12 protein-coding genes are annotated in these 16,119 nt (G+C 72.4%); 1 reads left to right on the top strand and 11 read right to left on the bottom strand.

The features are described 5' to 3' along the window. Positions 1–51: 51 nt before the first annotated feature. The 6 genes from ACWGL3_RS05295 to uvrB form a co-directional block, all read right to left on the bottom strand. A complete protein-coding gene (locus tag ACWGL3_RS05295; protein WP_267945734.1) occupies positions 52–720 on the bottom strand; it encodes an NUDIX domain-containing protein in 669 nt (222 codons plus the stop codon). Between the two features lie 40 nt (positions 721–760). Continuing rightward, a complete protein-coding gene (locus tag ACWGL3_RS05290; protein WP_267945735.1) occupies positions 761–2,401 on the bottom strand; it encodes a CTP synthase in 1,641 nt (546 codons plus the stop codon). 446 nt (positions 2,402–2,847) lie between these two features. After that, complete coding sequence (locus tag ACWGL3_RS05285) at positions 2,848–3,771, bottom strand: hydroxymethylglutaryl-CoA lyase (RefSeq protein WP_267945736.1); 924 nt, start codon at positions 3,769–3,771, stop codon at positions 2,848–2,850. 97 nt (positions 3,772–3,868) lie between these two features. Further along, the gene (locus ACWGL3_RS05280; RefSeq protein WP_267945737.1) at positions 3,869–4,864 is read right to left on the bottom strand and encodes a GNAT family N-acetyltransferase; all 996 of its coding nucleotides are present in this window, start codon (positions 4,862–4,864) and stop codon (positions 3,869–3,871) included. 381 nt (positions 4,865–5,245) lie between these two features. Beyond that, complete coding sequence (locus tag ACWGL3_RS05275; protein WP_267945738.1) at positions 5,246–5,704, bottom strand: DUF3060 domain-containing protein; 459 nt, start codon at positions 5,702–5,704, stop codon at positions 5,246–5,248. Positions 5,705–5,896: 192 nt separating this feature from the next. Continuing rightward, a complete protein-coding gene (gene uvrB, locus ACWGL3_RS05270; RefSeq protein WP_267945739.1) occupies positions 5,897–7,993 on the bottom strand; it encodes an excinuclease ABC subunit UvrB in 2,097 nt (698 codons plus the stop codon). Positions 7,994–8,153: 160 nt separating this feature from the next. Between uvrB and ACWGL3_RS05265 the strand changes: the two genes are divergently transcribed. Next, positions 8,154–9,269, top strand: coding sequence for a hypothetical protein (locus ACWGL3_RS05265; protein ID WP_267945740.1), 1,116 nt, complete (start codon positions 8,154–8,156; stop codon positions 9,267–9,269). Positions 9,270–9,410: 141 nt separating this feature from the next. Here the strand turns inward: ACWGL3_RS05265 and coaE are convergent, their stop codons facing one another. From coaE to polA, 5 genes are all read right to left on the bottom strand, one after another. After that, positions 9,411–10,010, bottom strand: coding sequence for a dephospho-CoA kinase (coaE, locus tag ACWGL3_RS05260; RefSeq protein ID WP_267945741.1), 600 nt, complete (start codon positions 10,008–10,010; stop codon positions 9,411–9,413). A gap of 64 nt (positions 10,011–10,074) precedes the next feature. Further along, positions 10,075–10,578: a GNAT family N-acetyltransferase gene (locus ACWGL3_RS05255; RefSeq protein WP_452460924.1), complete on the bottom strand. Its 504-nt coding sequence runs from the start codon at positions 10,576–10,578 to the stop codon at positions 10,075–10,077. Positions 10,579–10,817: 239 nt separating this feature from the next. Next, positions 10,818–12,314 (bottom strand): 30S ribosomal protein S1, encoded by a 1,497-nt coding sequence (gene rpsA / locus ACWGL3_RS05250; RefSeq protein ID WP_267945743.1) that lies wholly within the window; start codon positions 12,312–12,314, stop codon positions 10,818–10,820. 439 nt (positions 12,315–12,753) lie between these two features. After that, positions 12,754–13,167 carry an alternative ribosome rescue aminoacyl-tRNA hydrolase ArfB gene (gene arfB, locus ACWGL3_RS05245; protein WP_267945744.1) on the bottom strand — a complete coding sequence of 138 codons (414 nt, stop codon included), beginning with the start codon at positions 13,165–13,167 and terminating at the stop codon, positions 12,754–12,756. 95 nt (positions 13,168–13,262) lie between these two features. Then, positions 13,263–16,079, bottom strand: a complete 2,817-nt coding sequence (gene polA, locus ACWGL3_RS05240; protein WP_452460923.1) for a DNA polymerase I — start codon at positions 16,077–16,079, stop codon at positions 13,263–13,265. Between the last annotated feature and the right edge of the window lie 40 nt (positions 16,080–16,119).

The following is a 16,119-nucleotide window of genomic DNA, read 5'->3' as shown; positions in this document are numbered from 1 at the left end:
GGGGCCCCCGGGGTCTCCCGTCGGCGCGGCGGCCGGTTGGTCGCCCACGGGTCAGCCGGCGGGGAGTTCGCGCAGGGACGCGAAGCCGTCGGCGGAGGCGGCGTGCGCGGCCAGGATCCCGATCACGGTCGGGCCGTTGTGCAGGCGCCCCTCCATGACCAGGCGCACCGCGTCCTCCAGCGGGACCCACTCCGCGGCCAGGTCGGTCTCCTCGTGCTCGCGCACGAAGTCGATCTCCTCGGCCGGGACCTCGGACAGGCCCCGGGCCATGAACACGTGGATGCGCTCGTCGGAGAACCCGGGGCTGGGGAAGAAGTCGGGGAGCCCGTACCACCGCTCGGCGCGCAGGCCCGCCTCCTCGACCAGTTCCCGCCGGGCCGTGGGCAGCGGGCCCTCGCCCTCCACGTCGATCATGCCGGCGGGCAGTTCCCACAGGGTGTGCCGGGCGGGGTGCCGGTACTGGCGCAGCAGCAGCACCCGGCCGTCGTCGTCCAGGGCCAGGACGGCGGCCGCCCCCGGGTGCTGCATGTAGTCGCGCCCCGCGACCGTGGTGCCCACGCCCCCGGCGCCGGGCATCTCCACCCAGTCGGTGCGCATGGTGACCCTGGCACTGCGGTAGCGCACCTCCGACCGGTCCACCGGCCACGACTCGGGGGCGTCCGCGACCTTCGCGTCCGCCCCCGTGGTCTCGTTCTCGGCCGGGTGGGTGTCACTGGGCATGGGATCGCCTCTCAGGATCGTGCCCCACCCGGTCCGGCGGTCAGGAGACCTTGTGCTCCAGAGCCGCCGCGATCAGCCCGCTGAAGAGCGGATTGGCCTTGGTCGGGCGGGAACGCAGCTCCGGGTGCGCCTGCGTCGCGACGAAGAACGGGTGCGCGTCCCGGGGCAGTTCGACGTACTCCACCAGCTTGCCATCAGGGGAGAGCCCGGAGAACACCAGACCCGCCTCCTCCAGCCGGGAGCGGTACGCGTTGTTGACCTCGAAGCGGTGGCGGTGGCGCTCGGAGGCCTGCGCGGTGCCGTCGTAGAGCTCGCGGACCACGGTGCCCTCGCCCAGGTCGGCCGGGTACAGGCCCAGCCGCATGGTGCCGCCCATGTCGCGCTCTCCGGCCACGACGTCGGTCTGGTCGGCCATCGTCGCGATGACCGGGTCGACCGCCTTGTCGTCGAACTCGGTGCTGTTGGCCCCCTCCAGCCCCAGCACGTTGCGCGCGTACTCGATGACCATCGCCTGGAGGCCCAGGCAGATGCCGAGCAGCGGAACGCCGTTCTCACGGGCGTACCGGATCGCGCCGAGCTTGCCCTCGATGCCGCGCACGCCGAAGCCGCCGGGGATGAGCACGCCGTCGGCGCCGTCGAGCTCGGAGGCCGCGCCCGACGGGCTGGCGCAGTTGTCGCTGGCGACCCAGCGCAGGTTGACGCGGGTGTCGGTGGCGAATCCGCCCGCGCGCAGTGCCTCGCTGACCGACAGGTAGGCGTCGGGCAGGTCGATGTACTTGCCGACCAGCGCGATGGTGACCTCGTGGCCGGGCTGGTGGACGCGGCGCAGCAGCTCGTCCCACTCGGTCCAGTCCACGTCCCGGAAGGGCATGCCCAGGCGGCGGACGACGTAGGCGTCCAGGCCCTCGCGGTGCAGCACCTTGGGGATGTCGTAGATGGAGGGGGCGTCGGGGGTGGAGACCACGCCGGCCTCGTCCACGTCGCACATGAGGCTGATCTTGGACTTGAGGCTCTGCGTGATGGGCCGGTCCGAGCGGCACACGATCGCGTCGGGCTGGATGCCGATGCTGCGCAGCGCGGCGACCGAGTGCTGGGTGGGCTTGGTCTTCATCTCCTTGGCGGGGCCCAGGAAGGGGATGAGGGAGACGTGGAGGAAGAAGCAGTTCTCCCGGCCGATCTCGTGGCGGATCTGGCGGACCGCCTCCAGGAAGGGCTGCGACTCGATGTCGCCCACCGTGCCGCCGATCTCGGTGATGACGATGTCGACGTCGGGGGCGTCCATCGCGTAGATGCGCGCCTTGATCTCGTTGGTGATGTGCGGGATGACCTGCACGGTGTCGCCGAGGTAGGCGCCCTGGCGCTCCTTGGCGATGACGCTGGAGTAGATCTGGCCGGTGGTGACGTTGGCCGTCGCGGCCAGGTCCACGTCCAGGAAGCGCTCGTAGTGGCCGACGTCCAGGTCGGTCTCGGCCCCGTCGTCGGTGACGAAGACCTCGCCGTGCTGGAAGGGGTTCATGGTCCCCGGGTCGACGTTGAGGTAGGGGTCCAGCTTCTGCATGGTGACCCGCAGACCGCGCGACTTCAGGAGTCGTCCCAGGCTGGAGGCGGTGAGGCCCTTGCCAAGACTGGAGGCGACGCCGCCAGTAACGAAAAGGTGCTTGGTACTCGCGGCGGATGCCAAAGTGTTGCTCCCGTGGGTTGAGTGGCTACGGCGGGCTCGGGACGAGCTGAGCGGCCGTGCGGCGGTCCGGTCGCGGGCGTTGGGATCTTCGCTCAGGCCGCCGGACTCCACGGGGCACCAGGATAACAGGCCCCCCGTCTGCACTCACCTGGGAACACCGCGCACCGCACGGGTGTTCCCCGGCCCGACCAGCGTGCTCTCCCCGTGGGGAAGGGGCTTCGCGGCACGTCACACCCTCCGCGGACCCCGCCGCCGGACCGGAAAAATCATCCGAACCCGGTCAGGACGGCCGCTCGGGCGACGGCCCGCGCGACCCTCACGGCGACGAACAACACACCCGGGGGCGACCGGGGCCACGGCGCCCGGCACGGGCCCGTTCCCGGTGGGGGCACGCCGCGTGCGGGCCCGCACGCCCCCGCACGCGGCTCCGGGGACAGGAGGGCGGGTCAGGCCGGGAACCCGCCGGCGCGCCCCAGGTAGGCGGGCGGCTGCTTGCCCAGCCGCCCACCCGTCCACTCCCCCAGCGCGGCGGCGTCCGACAGGCTCACGCCCGTGTGCAGGCCGCTGCGGTGCAGCATGTACAGCAGGTCCTCGGTGGCGATGTTGCCGGTCGCCGCGGGCGCGAACGGGCACCCTCCGAACCCGCCCACGCTGGAGTCGAGCACGCGCACGCCCTCCTCCACGGCCGCGAGCGCGTTCGCGTAACCCGTGTTGCGGGTGTTGTGGAAGTGGCAGCGCAGGGCTCGACCGTCGGCGACCTCGGCCACCCGGCCCAGCAGGTCCCTCACCTGACCCGGCACCCCCACGCCGATCGTGTCGGCCAGGGCGATCTCCACGGCGGCGGTGTCGGCGATCCGGCGGACGACCTCCACCACCCGCTCCGGCCCGACCTCGCCGTCGAACGGGCACCCGAACGCGGTCGAGACGGTCACGCTCAGCGGGATCCCCGTCCCCGCCAGCGCGGCGTCGATACCGGCCAGGGCGTCCAGCATCTCCTCCACCGTGCATCCCTGGTTGCGGACGCAGAACCCGTCCGTGGCGGGCACCGCCACGTTGACCTCCGACACCCCGGCGGCCACCGCGCGGTCCAGCCCGCGCCGGTTGAGCACCAGCCCGATGTGGGAGACCCCCGGCGCGCGCCGGACGCCCGCCATGATCTCCTCGGCCCCGGCCATCTGCGGGACGCGCTTGGGGTTGACGAAGCTGACCGCCTCGATCCGGCGGGCCCCGGCGTCCACGGCGCGGTCGATCATCTCGATCCGCTCCTCGACCGACAGCGTCGTCGCCTCGTTCTGGAGGCCGTCACGCGGCCCCACCTCGACGATCTCGACGTGCTCCGCACCCTCGGGCCCACGGTCGTGCCTGGTCATCGTCCCCGCCTCTCCACGCCCCGTCGCGTTCTGCGCCCAGGCTAGTGGAGCCCCGCCCGCGGCCCCGGAACCGGGGTGGCCGGCGCCTCCCCGCCGGTCAGCGCAGGGCGAGCGCCGGACGAACCTCCCAGGTCGTCCACACCGGGCGGTACCCCATCCGGTGCCAGAACGGCCCGGACAGCGGGTTCATCGCCGCGTAGTTCAGCACCGAGACGCCCACGCCGTGGCTGTCCAGGGCCTGGTGCGCCTGGCCGACCAGGGCGGTGCCGATCCCGTTGCCGCGCTCGTCGGCGATCACCACCCCGTAACCGATGTGCGCGATCGGCCGGGCGTTCACCAGGGGCTTGGCCCACCGCGAGCGCTCCGGCGGCGACACCCACAGCAGTCCGACGGCACGGCCGCGGCGCTCCGCCAGCCAGATCCACGAACGCGAGCGGTTCAGCGCCCGCGCCGCCACCTCCCGGGTCTGCTCGGCGGTGTCCGGTTGCAGGAACACACCGCCGAAGTTCTGCTCGTACCGGTGCTCCTCCATCAGCAGCCCCACCACCTGGGTGAGGTCGCTGCGGTCGGCCAGCCGGATCGTCACATCGCGCGGGGGCAGCGACGGGGGGACCCCGCGCCGCCGCTTGCGGGCGGCCAGGACCGTGTAGGGCTGGAGGCCGTGGCGCTGGAGCGGGATGATGCCGCACACGTCGCGGGCGGGCCAGCTCACCAGCGCCGCCGACTCCGAGCCGGTGCCCGTCGGCAGGTCCTCCAACTGGTCGCGCCAGCTGGTCAGCAGGGAGTCCAGGGCGCGGCCGGGGTCGGGCCCCCCGACGATGGGCGTGAGCCAGTGCTGGTCGGGCACGCCCCAGATCCGGCCGACCTCGCCGGGCTGGTACCAGGTGTAGTGCATGGTGCCCGCCGCGACCGTGCGGCCGTCCTCGTCGCTGACGGTCAGGAGCGGGTAGGAACCCGGGGCGAAGCTGACGGGTTCGGGCAGCAGCGGGTCCGATGCGGCCCAGCGCTGCGCGGCCGACCGCACCAACGGGTCCAGGCCGACGTCGCCTCCGGGCGACTCGTCGTGCCGCACCCGTGCGACATAACCGCTCATCCACCCCTCCCCTAGCGGATCCCCGCGCCGAGCGCGCGTCCCCTGACCGGTCGGCCGGACGGTGCGCGGCGCCGTCCGTGGCCGTCGTGCCGCCCCGACGGGACCGGATTCACCGCGGGCGGAACGAAACGACCGTACCGCCTCAGAACCGAACGGGAGAACCGAACAGTGAACAGCCGCCGAAAATTCACTCCCCGCGGCCGCGCCCGTCCGAAACTTTCGTCCGCCCGCCCCCGTCCGGGGCGTTGTGGACGCGCACCACGGTAACGGATGGAAGGTCACTCTCGGATGCCGGGGCGGTCAACGCAGCGACACGGAATCGTCCCGCTCCGTCGACGGTCCGCGGCCGGGGAGCGGCGCGCGCCTCTCCGCGTCCGCGGGTCACCCGTCGGCCGAGCCGCCCTCGGTGACGGTGGTGTTGCGGCCGTGGTTGATGACCTCGGGGTCGCCGGAGGCGAAGGAGACGGTGTTGTCCACCCCGACCAGCACGATCTTGTCGGCGGATCCCACGTCCACGGTCGACCCCCGGCCCGTGGCGCGCACCAGCCCGCAGTCGCCGTCCAGGACCACGACGGCGTCGTCGGCGGTGACGACGACCTCGCGGTCCCCGCACTCCTCGCTGACCTCGGCTCCGTCGTCCACGATGATGAGGACGTCCTCGTTGATGACGTTGTGCTCGGGGACCGCGGCCTCGTGGGCCGCCTCCTCGGGGGTCGGGGGCACCGCGGGCTCGTCCGACTCGTCCTGCCCGAAGGCCGTCCCACAACCGGTGAGCAGGACGGTGGCCAGCGAAGCGGACACCAGCGCACCGCCCGCGCCCACCAGATACCGAACCCTCATGCGTCCCCCACAGCCGAATACACGGCAATCACGACATACGTCCTGCGTAAGGCCAAGAGTATGTCACGCGGAGGTAACTGTGCGACCTCATCGTTCTCGAAACGTGCCTCGCCCGAGACGCCGCGTACGGCCCCGCGCGGGGGCCGCCGAGGCCGCACGCCCCGCCCGGCAGGGGCCGGACGCACCCTCCCCCTACTTCACACCGGCCGCGTCCATCCCGCGAAGCTCCCTCTTCAGCTCACCGATCTCGTCCCGCAGCCGGGCCGCGAGCTCGAAGTGCAGGTCGGCGGCGGCCTGGTGCATCTGCGCGCCCAGCTGCTCGATCAGCCCGGCCAGCTCGGCACGCGGCATCGCCGACACGTCCGCACGCTCGCCCAGCGCCGGCACGGGGGCCTTGGCGCCCTGGGGGCCGCTGCCGCGGTACCCCGTGGCCATGAGCTGCTCGGTGTCCACGTCCTCCCGGTTCAGCGAGTCCAGGATATCGGCGATCTGCTTGCGCAGCGGGGTCGGGTCGATCCCGTGCTCGGCGTTGTACGCCAGCTGCTTCTCCCGGCGGCGGTCGGTCTCGTCCAGGGCGGCCCTCATCGAGTCCGTCATGTTGTCCGCGTACATGTGCACCTGGCCCGCGACGTTGCGCGCCGCGCGGCCGATGGTCTGGATCAGCGAGGTCTCCGAACGCAGGAAGCCCTCCTTGTCCGCGTCCAGGATCGCCACCAGCGACACCTCGGGCAGGTCCAGGCCCTCACGCAGCAGGTTGATGCCCACCAGCACGTCGAACTCGCCGACCCGCAGCTCCCTCAGCAGCTCCACCCGGCGCAGCGTGTCCACCTCGCTGTGCAGGTACCGCACCCGGATGCCCAGCTCCGCGAAGTAGTCGGTGAGGTCCTCCGCCATCTTCTTCGTCAGGGTGGTCACCAGCACCCGCTCCTGGCGCTCGGCCCGCACCCGGATCTCGTGGACCAGGTCGTCGATCTGCCCCTCCGTGGGCTTGACCAGCACCTGCGGGTCCACCAGGCCCGTCGGGCGGATCACCTGCTCCACCACGTCGCCGCCGCTCTGGCGCAGCTCGTAGCGGCCCGGGGTCGCCGACAGGTAGACGCTCTGCCCGATCCGCCCGGTGAACTCCTCCCACTTGAGCGGCCTGTTGTCCATGGCCGACGGGAGCCGGAAACCGTGGTCGACCAGCGTGCGCTTGCGCGCGGCGTCGCCCTCGTACATCGCGCCGATCTGCGGGACGGTCACGTGCGACTCGTCCAGCACCAGCAGGAAGTCCTCGGGGAAGTAGTCCAGGAGGGTGTTGGGGGCGCTCCCCGGCTCGCGGCCGTCGAAGTGCCGTGAGTAGTTCTCGATGCCCGAGCAGGTGCCCAGCTGCCGCATCATCTCCAGGTCGTGGGTGGTGCGCATGCGCAGGCGCTGCGCCTCCAGCAGCTTGCCCTGCCCCTCCAGCTCGGCCAGCCGCTCGGCCAGCTCGACCTCGATCGACGCGATCGCCCGCTCGGTGCGCTCCTCGCCGGCCACGTAGTGCGAGGCCGGGAAGATGAACATCTCCTGGCTCTCCCCCAGCACCTCGCCGGTGAGCGGGTGCAGCGTCAGCAGGCGCTCGACCTCGTCACCGAACATCTCGATGCGGATCGCCAGCTCCTCGTACACCGGGATGATCTCGACGGTGTCGCCTCGCACCCGGAACGTGCCGCGCGTGAACGCGGTGTCGTTGCGCGAGTACTGCATCTCCACCAGGCGGCGCAGCAGCTGGTCGCGGTCGACCTCCATGCCCACCGACAGCTGCGCCATCCGGTCCACGTACTCCTGCGGTGTCCCCAGACCGTAGATGCACGAGACCGACGCCACCACGATCGTGTCCCTGCGGGTGAGCAGCGAGTTGGTCGCCGAGTGGCGCAGGCGCTCCACCTCGTCGTTGATCGAGGAGTCCTTCTCGATGTAGGTGTCGCTCTGCGGGACGTAGGCCTCGGGCTGGTAGTAGTCGTAGTACGAGACGAAGTACTCGACCGCGTTGTCGGGCAGCATCTGCCGGAGCTCGTTGGCGAACTGCGCCGCCAGGGTCTTGTTGGGCTGCATCACCAGGGTCGGCCGCTGGAGCTGCTCCACCGTCCACGCCACCGTCGCCGTCTTGCCCGTACCGGTCGCACCGAGCAGGACCGTGTGCGGGTCCCCCTCGCGCACCCTCCTGGTGATCTCCGCGATCGCCCCGGGCTGGTCCCCCGCCGGTGTCATGTCCGAGATGACCTCGAACGGTGCCTCACTGCGCTTGATGCCGCTGACCGGTCGCACGTCGCCCTCTTCTCCCGCTCCTGCCTGCGGGGCGCCCCCGAGCCGCCCCATGTCCCCTCACACCTAACGCTACAGACAGCCCAGGACATCCCTGGGCGTCCGGGACGCCGGAGACTACCATCGGAGCCAGCACCCAGCGCCCCGAGACGAGGTGCCAGCCGTGTCCCACCCCTCCAGACCCACTTTCGACCCCGGCCTCCCACCGCGCGCGCTCGCGCGCATGAGGGCCCGCCCCGAGAAGCTCCTCCCCGCCTCCGCCGGCCCGCCCGGGCGGCCCACCTGGAGGCAGCTCGCCCTCCTCACCGCCACGGGGGGCGCCTCCCTGGCCGTCGCCGCCCTCCTCGTCCCCGCGCTCGGGCCCGCGCTCCTCGCCCTGCTCTGCCTGGGCGCCACGGTCACCGTCCTGGCCCTGGTCTCCCTCAAGGGCTCCTTCTCCGACGACTGGGCCGACCTGGTCGTGCACTCCTTCTGGGCGCTGCCCGCGTCCGCGGCCGGGGTGCTCCTCGCCCGCCTGCCCCTGGACCGGGTCCTCGGACCGCTGGACCTGCCCGTGCCCGGCGACCCCGCCACCGCCGCCCTCTACCTGGCCGCGGCCGCGGGAGGCGCCGGCGCCGTCATGCGCCCCGGCATGGTGACCCGCCTGGCCGCCGAACACCACGACCGCTACGTCCTGCCCGAGGACTTCGGCCGCCCCTACAGCTACGCCACCCGCCGCGAGGAGCCGGAGGCCCACCTGTTCGCCCGGGCCCAACAGGCGACGGACCGTGTGGAGGAGGCCGCCGACGTGCTCGGCGACTCGTTCGAGGCCGGCCACACCCTCCCCCTCCTGCGGGAGGAGGAGTGGCGGCTGTCCCAGGAGCTGCTGCGGCTCCGCTCCCTGCGCAGGGAACTGGTGCAGCGCACGCGCGAGGCCGTCTCACCACAGGTCACGCGGGCGCTCGCACCCCACGAGGAGGCGGTCGAACGCGCCCACCGGGCGATCGCCGACCGCGTCGGCGTCCTGGCCGACTACGGCGAGCGCGTCCACGCGGCCGTCACCGCGCACCGCGAATGGGAACAGTGCCAGGCCATCGCCGACCGGGCCGGGGACTACGCCGAACTCGCATTGTCCTCCTCCAGGGACACGATGCACACCGAGGAACTCGACGACAGCCTGCTCGGCGTCGAGGCCGCCCGCCGCGTCCGCGAGGAGCTGGTGCGCGAGGCCGTCGACGCCGGATCCTCCCTGACCGAGGCGCTCCACCGGGGCGGCGGGGAGGGCGGAGCCCCCCGGTGAGCCCGGCGCCCCGACCGCGGGCCCGCACGACCGGGAACCGTGGCGGACGCCGCAGCGCCCCTCCTGCCCCGGGCCGCCGCGGCCGGAGCCCCGCGCGGGAGGACGCGGCACGCGCCCGGTGCGGGACGCCGCGGGGAGCGCTCAGGCCCGGGCCAGGAGGTCCTCCCACAGACGGGCGACCCGCTCCCGCAACTCCTGCGGGGTCCCGGAGTTGTCGACCACCAGGTCGGCGGCGGCCAGCCGGGCGTCCCGGTCCGCCTGCGCCCGGATCCGCGCCCACACCTGCTCACGCGGCACGCCCCGGCTCCGCACGACCCGCTCCACCCGCACCTCGTCGGGGGCGTCCACCACCACGACCACGTCGTAGAGGGGCCCCAGGCCGTTCTCCACCAGCAGGGGGACGTCGTAGACGACGACCTCCACCCCTGCGGCCACCGCCTCCTCCATCAGCTCCGCGCTGCGCCGGGCGACCAGCGGGTGCACGATGGCGTTCAGCGCGGCGAGCCTGTCCGCGTCGGCGAAGACGACCTCGCCCAGCCTCGGACGGTCCAGCCCGCCCCCCGGGGCCAGCACCCCCTCGCCGAACTCCGCGACGACGGCGTCCAGCCCCGGCGTCCCCGGCTCGACCACCTCCCTGGCGATCGCGTCGGCGTCGACGACGGCCGCCCCGTAGGCGGCCAGCGCGGACGAGACCGTGCTCTTGCCCGAGCCGATCCCTCCGGTCAGTCCCACTTTCAGCATGTCCCGAACCCTAGACGGCCGGACCCGGCCCGGTACGGGCGCCCCACCCCGACCGTGCGGGACCTCACCCCGCGGCCCCGGAGCGCACCGCAGGAACGACCTCCTTGCGCATGTGCACCATGACCAGGTGGTCGGCCACACGCTCCCGCGACGTCTCCGCGTACCCGCGCTCCCGGTACAGACGCTGTCCACCGGCGCCCGGGGCGCCGGTGGACAGGGTGAGGGAGGTCAGCCCGGGGTGGCGGACCGACAACTCCTCCTCCACCCGGGTGAGCAGCGCCCGCCCGATGCCGAGGCGGCGCCGGTCGGGGGCGACCGCCAGGCGCCCCACGACGGCGTTGGTCCCCGCGACCGCCGCACGGACCGCGCCGACGATCCGGGGGCCCTCCACGGCCTTGAGGACCAGGGCGTCCGGCTGCGCGAGCACCCTGGCGATGCGGTCCAGGCCCTCGGTGAGCGGGAGCACGAACGGGTCGCCGTGGGCCTGCGCCTCGTCGACGAACGCCGCCCGCTGGAGGGTGAAGACCTCACCCGCGTCCGCGGGGGTGGCCGGGTGGATGTCGAACACGTCGTCTCCTCACGCGCCCCGCCGGCCGGGGCACGCCACCGACCCTAGCCCGGCGGGGTCCGGCTACGGGGCCGTCCGCGCGGAACCGGCGCGCCCCGGGGCGGGCGGGCGCGGAAGCGGCGCGGTCGCCGTCGACGCGGGCCCGGCCCGTACCCCCGCGCGGACACGACGAAGGGCCGCCCCCCTGGTGGGGGACGGCCCTTCGCGGCTGTCAGGTGATCCTCTGCGGGACCTCCTGCTTAGGCCTCGCCGCCCGCGAGCTTCTCGCGGAGCGCGGCCAGGGCCTCGTCAGAGGCCAGGGCGCCGCTGCTGGAGGATTCCGAACCGGACGAGCCGGCGCTCGGGGCGCCACCGTCCGTGTAGTCGTCCTCTTCCTCCGGGGCGGGCGCGTTCGCAGCGTCGGCCTCGGCCGCACGGGCCTCCTCGACCTGCTTGCGGTGCGCCTCGAAGCGGGCCTGCGCCTCGGCGTAGCTGCGCTCCCACTCGTCCCGCTGAGCCTCGAAGCCCTCCAGCCACTCGCCGGAGTCCGCGTCGAAGCCCTCGGGGTACTTGTAGTTGCCCTGCTCGTCGTAGTCGGCCGCCATGCCGTACAGGGTGGGGTCGAAGTCCACCTGGTCCGGGGAGACGCTCTCGTTGGCCTGCTTCAGCGAGAGGCTGATGCGACGGCGGTCGAGGTCGATGTCGATGATCTTGACGAAGATCTCGGTGCCGACCTGGACGACCTGCTCCGGCACCTCGACGTGGCGCTCGGCCAGCTCGGAGATGTGGACCAGGCCCTCGATGCCCTCCTCGACGCGCACGAACGCACCGAACGGAACCAGCTTGGTGACCTTGCCGGGGACGACCTGGCCGATCTGGTGGGTCCGGGCGAACTGCTGCCACGGGTCTTCCTGGGTCGCCTTGAGCGACAGGGAGACGCGCTCGCGCTCCATGTCCACGTCGAGAACCTCGACGGTGACCTCCTGGCCGACCTCGACAACCTCGCTGGGGTGGTCGATGTGCTTCCAGGACAGCTCGGAGACGTGCACCAGGCCGTCGACGCCGCCCAGGTCCACGAACGCACCGAAGTTGACGATCGAGGAGACGACGCCCTTGCGGATCTGCCCCTTCTGGAGCGTGTTGAGGAACGTCTGGCGGACCTCGGACTGGGTCTGCTCCAGCCAGGCGCGACGGGACAGGACCACGTTGTTGCGGTTCTTGTCCAGCTCGATGATCTTCGCCTCGAGCTCGCGGCCGACGTACGGCTGCAGGTCGCGCACACGGCGCATCTCGACGAGGGACGCCGGGAGGAAGCCGCGCAGGCCGATGTCGAGGATGAGACCGCCCTTGACGACCTCGATGACGGTGCCGGTGACGACGCCGTCCTCCTCCTTGATCTTCTCGATCGTGCCCCAGGCGCGCTCGTACTGGGCGCGCTTCTTGGACAGGATCAGTCGACCTTCCTTGTCCTCCTTCTGGAGAACGAGGGCTTCGACCTGGTCGCCGACAGCAACGACCTCACCGGGGTCGACGTCGTGCTTGATCGACAGTTCCCGGGAGGGGATCACACCCTCGGTCTTGTAGCCGATGTCGAGCAAGACCTCGTCTCGATCGACCTTCACGATGGTGCCCTCGACAATGTCACCGTCGTTGAAGTACTTGATGGTCTCGTCGATCGCCGCGAGGAAGGCTTCCTCGGACCCGATGTCGTTGACCGCTACCTGGGGTGTCGAGGTGGCCTCGGTGCTGCTCGTCATTTGTGGGTGGACTCCGGATACGGACAGATTCAGAAAATGGGCATGCCGCGGGTTCGAGCCCGTCGATCCGTCATCCAGACGCAGAAAGCAGGGTCACGACGGAACCTGATCCGTCGGTGTACACCAGCCGCCTGGTTCCAGAGTGGTGACCGGAGCGGTGCGACACCTCTGCCCCCTGCTCGGAGACAGCAGCCGCCCGCACGAACCCACAACGGTCCCGCCAGAATATGAGACAAGGGCGTCCTGGTCAATCGGAACCCGGGGCCGCCAACCCGACGAAGGGCACAATGGCCGCAACTTACCCGAGCATGGCGGTCAAGATCAACTGGACGGTACACCCACGTCCGCACGGGCGCACGGCGCCCCGCGGGGAGCTGTGCGGACACCCGCGGACCGCCTCCCGCACCCCCGGGAAAAAAGTTACGGGCCCCGGTTCCGGTCAGTCCAAAGGAGGACGAGAGCGTGACCGTTTGACGTCACCGCGGCGCCGCTTGGCATCGAGGCGACGCTGCTCGGCCCGGCGACCCGGCCGGGTCGCCCGCCGCCCCCGCGCCGGCGGAGCCGTCGCCTCGGCCAGGAGCGACTCCATCCGCTCCCGCGCCTCGGCCCGGTTGCGGACCTGCGACCGGTGCGTCTGCACCGTCACCGTCAGCACCCCGTCCACCAGCCGCCCCCGCAGGCGCTCCAGCGCCCGCCGGCGCCGCACCTCGCCCAGGGGCCCGCACCCCGCCACGTCCAGGGACAGCGACACACGCGTGTCGGAGGTGTTGACGTGCTGCCCGCCCGGCCCCGAGGACCGCGAGAACCTCCACACCAGGGCGTCGGCGGGAACCGTGACCGAACCCACGGTCAACCCGCCCCCGTCGCCGGTCCCACCGCGCGCCGCCACCGTTCCCGCCTCCCGCGTCCCTCGCGGCGGCCCCGGGACCGGGGCCGCCGGCGCCCCGCTCAGTGCGCGGCGTCGTGCCAGTTCTGCCCGCTGCCGACCGAGACGCCCAGCGGGACACGCAGAGCATAGGCCGAGTTCATCTCGTGCGTCACGAGGTTTTCGACCTCCTCGCGCTCCCCCGGGGCGACCTCCACCACGAGCTCGTCGTGCACCTGGAGCAGTACCCGCGAGGACAGCCCCCGATCGGTGATCGCCGCGTCCACCTGCAGCATCGCCACCTTGATGATGTCCGCCGCCGACCCCTGGATCGGGGCGTTGAGCGCCATCCGCTCCGCCATCTCGCGCCGCTGCCGGTTGTCGCTCGTCAGGTCCGGCAGGTAGCGGCGCCGCCCCAGGATCGTCTCCGTGTACCCGACCCGGCGCGCCTCCTCCACCACGGCGTTCAGGTAGTCGCGCACCCCGCCGAACTCCGCGAAGTAGTCCTCCATCAACCGCTTGGACTCCTCCGGCGCGATCCCCAGCTGCTGGGACAGGCCGTAGGCGCTCAACCCGTAGGCCAGGCCGTAGCTCATCGCCTTGATCCGCGACCGCGCCTCGCCGTCGACCTCCCCGACCGGCACCCCGAACACCTGCGCGGCCATCTGGGCGTGGAAGTCGTAACCGCTGTTGAACGCGTCGATGAGCGCCTGCTCGCCCGACAGGTGCGCCATGATGCGCAGCTCGATCTGGCTGTAGTCCGCCGTCAGCAGCTCGTCGAACCCCTCGCCCACCACGAACGCCCGCCGGATGCGCCGGCCCACGTCCGTGCGCACCGGGATGTTCTGCAGGTTCGGCTCCGTCGAGCTGAGCCGCCCGGTCGCCGCCACCGTCTGGTTGAACGTGGTGTGGATGCGCTCGTCGTCGGCGATCGTCTTGATCAGGCCCTCGACCGTCGTCTTCAGCTTCGTCTGGTCGCGGTGGTGCAGCAGCACCCCCGGCAGCTCGTGGTCGCTCTGCGCCGCCAGCCACGCAAGCGCGTCCGCGTCGGTCGTGTACCCCGTCTTGATCTTCTTCGTCCGGGGCAGGCCCAGGTCCTCGAACAGGACCTGCTGGAGCTGCTTGGGCGACCCCAGGTTGAACTCCCGGCCGACCACCTCGTGCGCCTTCTCCACCGCGCCCCGGGCCGCCGAGGCGAACTCCTCCTGGAGCCCCTCCAGGTACTCGCGGTCGGCGGCGATGCCCGCCCGCTCCATCCGCGCCAGCACGTCCACCAGCGGCAGCTCCACGTCGGCCAGCAGGTGCGTCCCGCCCCGCTTGTCCAGCTCCGCCGTCAGCACGCCCGCCAGGTCGCGGGTCGCGGCCGCCCGCACCGCCAGCAGGTGCTGGCGGCCCGAGCCCGCGTCGCCGCCCTCGCCCAGGTCCAGCGAGAGCTGGTCCCCCGACGTGTCCTCCTCCAGCTCCCGGCCCAGGTACCTGCGGCACAGGTCCGCCAGGTCGAACCGGCGCTGCCCCGGCTGCACCAGGTACGCGGCCAGGGCCGTGTCGCTCACCACCCCGCCCAGCGACCACCCGTGCGCGCCCAGCGCCAGCAGGGCGCCCTTGTACTCGTGCACCACCTTGGGCCGGCCGGGGTCGGCCAGGAACCCCGCCAGCGCCTCGGTGTCGGCGGGGTCCAGCAGCGTCGGGTCGACGAACACCGCCGCGCCGGCCGGCACGCTGATCGCCAGCGCGTCCACCCGGCCCGAGCCCTGCCCCCAGACCGCGTCCAGAGCGAGCCCCGCCGGCGCCTGCGGCGTGAGGGTGTCGCTCTCCGGGGTGTCGGCCGCGGCGTGCTCGCGCAGCCACGCCGCCAGCTCCCCGGTGCCGGCCACCGTCAGGTCCACCGCGAACCCCTCGGCCGCCGGGGCCGCGCCCTCCCCGGCGCCGCCGTCCCCGTCCGTCTTCAGGACCGCGTACAGGCGCTCGCGCAGGTTGGAGGCGAACTCCAGGTTGTCGAAGAGCGCGTCGACCCCGGCCCTGTCCGCCTCGCCCAGCACCAGCGAGGCCACGTCGGCGCCCAGCTCCACGTCCGTGGCCAGCAGGTTGAGGCGCTGGTTGCGCAGGACGTCGTCCATGTGGTCGCGGAAGTTCTGCCCGGCCTTGCCGCCGATCTCGTCCGCGTGGGCGATCAGCTCGTCCAGGGACCCGTACTTGGCGATCCACTTGGCGGCCGTCTTGGGGCCCACCCCGGGCACGCCCGGCAGGTTGTCGGCCTTCTCACCCACCAGCGCGGCCAGGTCGCGGTAGCGCTCCGGGGGGACCGCGTACTTCTCCTCGACCGCCGCCGGGTCCATCCGCCGCAGGTCGGACAGGCTCTTCCCCGGGTACAGGACCGTGCAGGAGTCGGTGACCAGCTGGAAGGCGTCCCGGTCGCCGGAGGCGATGAGCACCTCCATCCCGGCCTCGCAGCCCTGGCGGGCCAGGGTGGCGATGACGTCGTCGGCCTCGAAGCCCGGCGCCGACAGGTTGGCCACACCGATCAGCCGCATCAGGTCCTGGGTGAGGGGCACCTGGGAGGGGAACTCCGGCGGGGTCTCGGAACGGCCCCCCTTGTACTCCTCGTACTCCTCGTGGCGAAACGTCGGGCCCGACAGGTCCCACGCCACCGCCACGTGCGTGGGCTCCTCGTCACGCAACAGCTTGACCAGCATCGACGCGAAACCGTAGACGGCGTTGGTCGACTGCCCGGTACTCGTGCCGAACTTGTCCACGGGCAGCGCGAAGAACGCCCGGAAGGCCATCGAGTGGCCGTCGAGGAGGAGAAGGCGCGGGCGCCCACCGCCGTCCGCGGGGGCGGCACTGCCCGCCCCGGCGCCGGCCTGGGATGTCTGGTCGGGGGTCTCTCGATTCGTCACCACAGACGAATCCTAGGATGCGGAGCGGACACTTCGCGGCCAC

Source organism: Nocardiopsis sp. NPDC055824 (assembly GCF_053616335.1).
This window is presented reverse-complemented; position numbering and strand designations above follow the sequence as displayed.

Bases quoted from the DNA above. Each gene is read 5' to 3' on its own strand.
- rpsA (WP_267945743.1), bottom strand. From the start codon at position 12,314: ATGACGAGCAGCACCGAGGCCACCTCGACACCCCAGGTAGCGGTCAAC.
- ACWGL3_RS05275 (WP_267945738.1), bottom strand. From the start codon at position 5,704: ATGAGGGTTCGGTATCTGGTGGGCGCGGGCGGTGCGCTGGTGTCCGCT.
- ACWGL3_RS05295 (WP_267945734.1), bottom strand. From the start codon at position 720: ATGCCCAGTGACACCCACCCGGCCGAGAACGAGACCACGGGGGCGGAC.
- ACWGL3_RS05280 (WP_267945737.1), bottom strand. From the start codon at position 4,864: ATGAGCGGTTATGTCGCACGGGTGCGGCACGACGAGTCGCCCGGAGGC.
- coaE (WP_267945741.1), bottom strand. From the start codon at position 10,010: ATGCTGAAAGTGGGACTGACCGGAGGGATCGGCTCGGGCAAGAGCACG.
- ACWGL3_RS05285 (WP_267945736.1), bottom strand. From the start codon at position 3,771: ATGACCAGGCACGACCGTGGGCCCGAGGGTGCGGAGCACGTCGAGATC.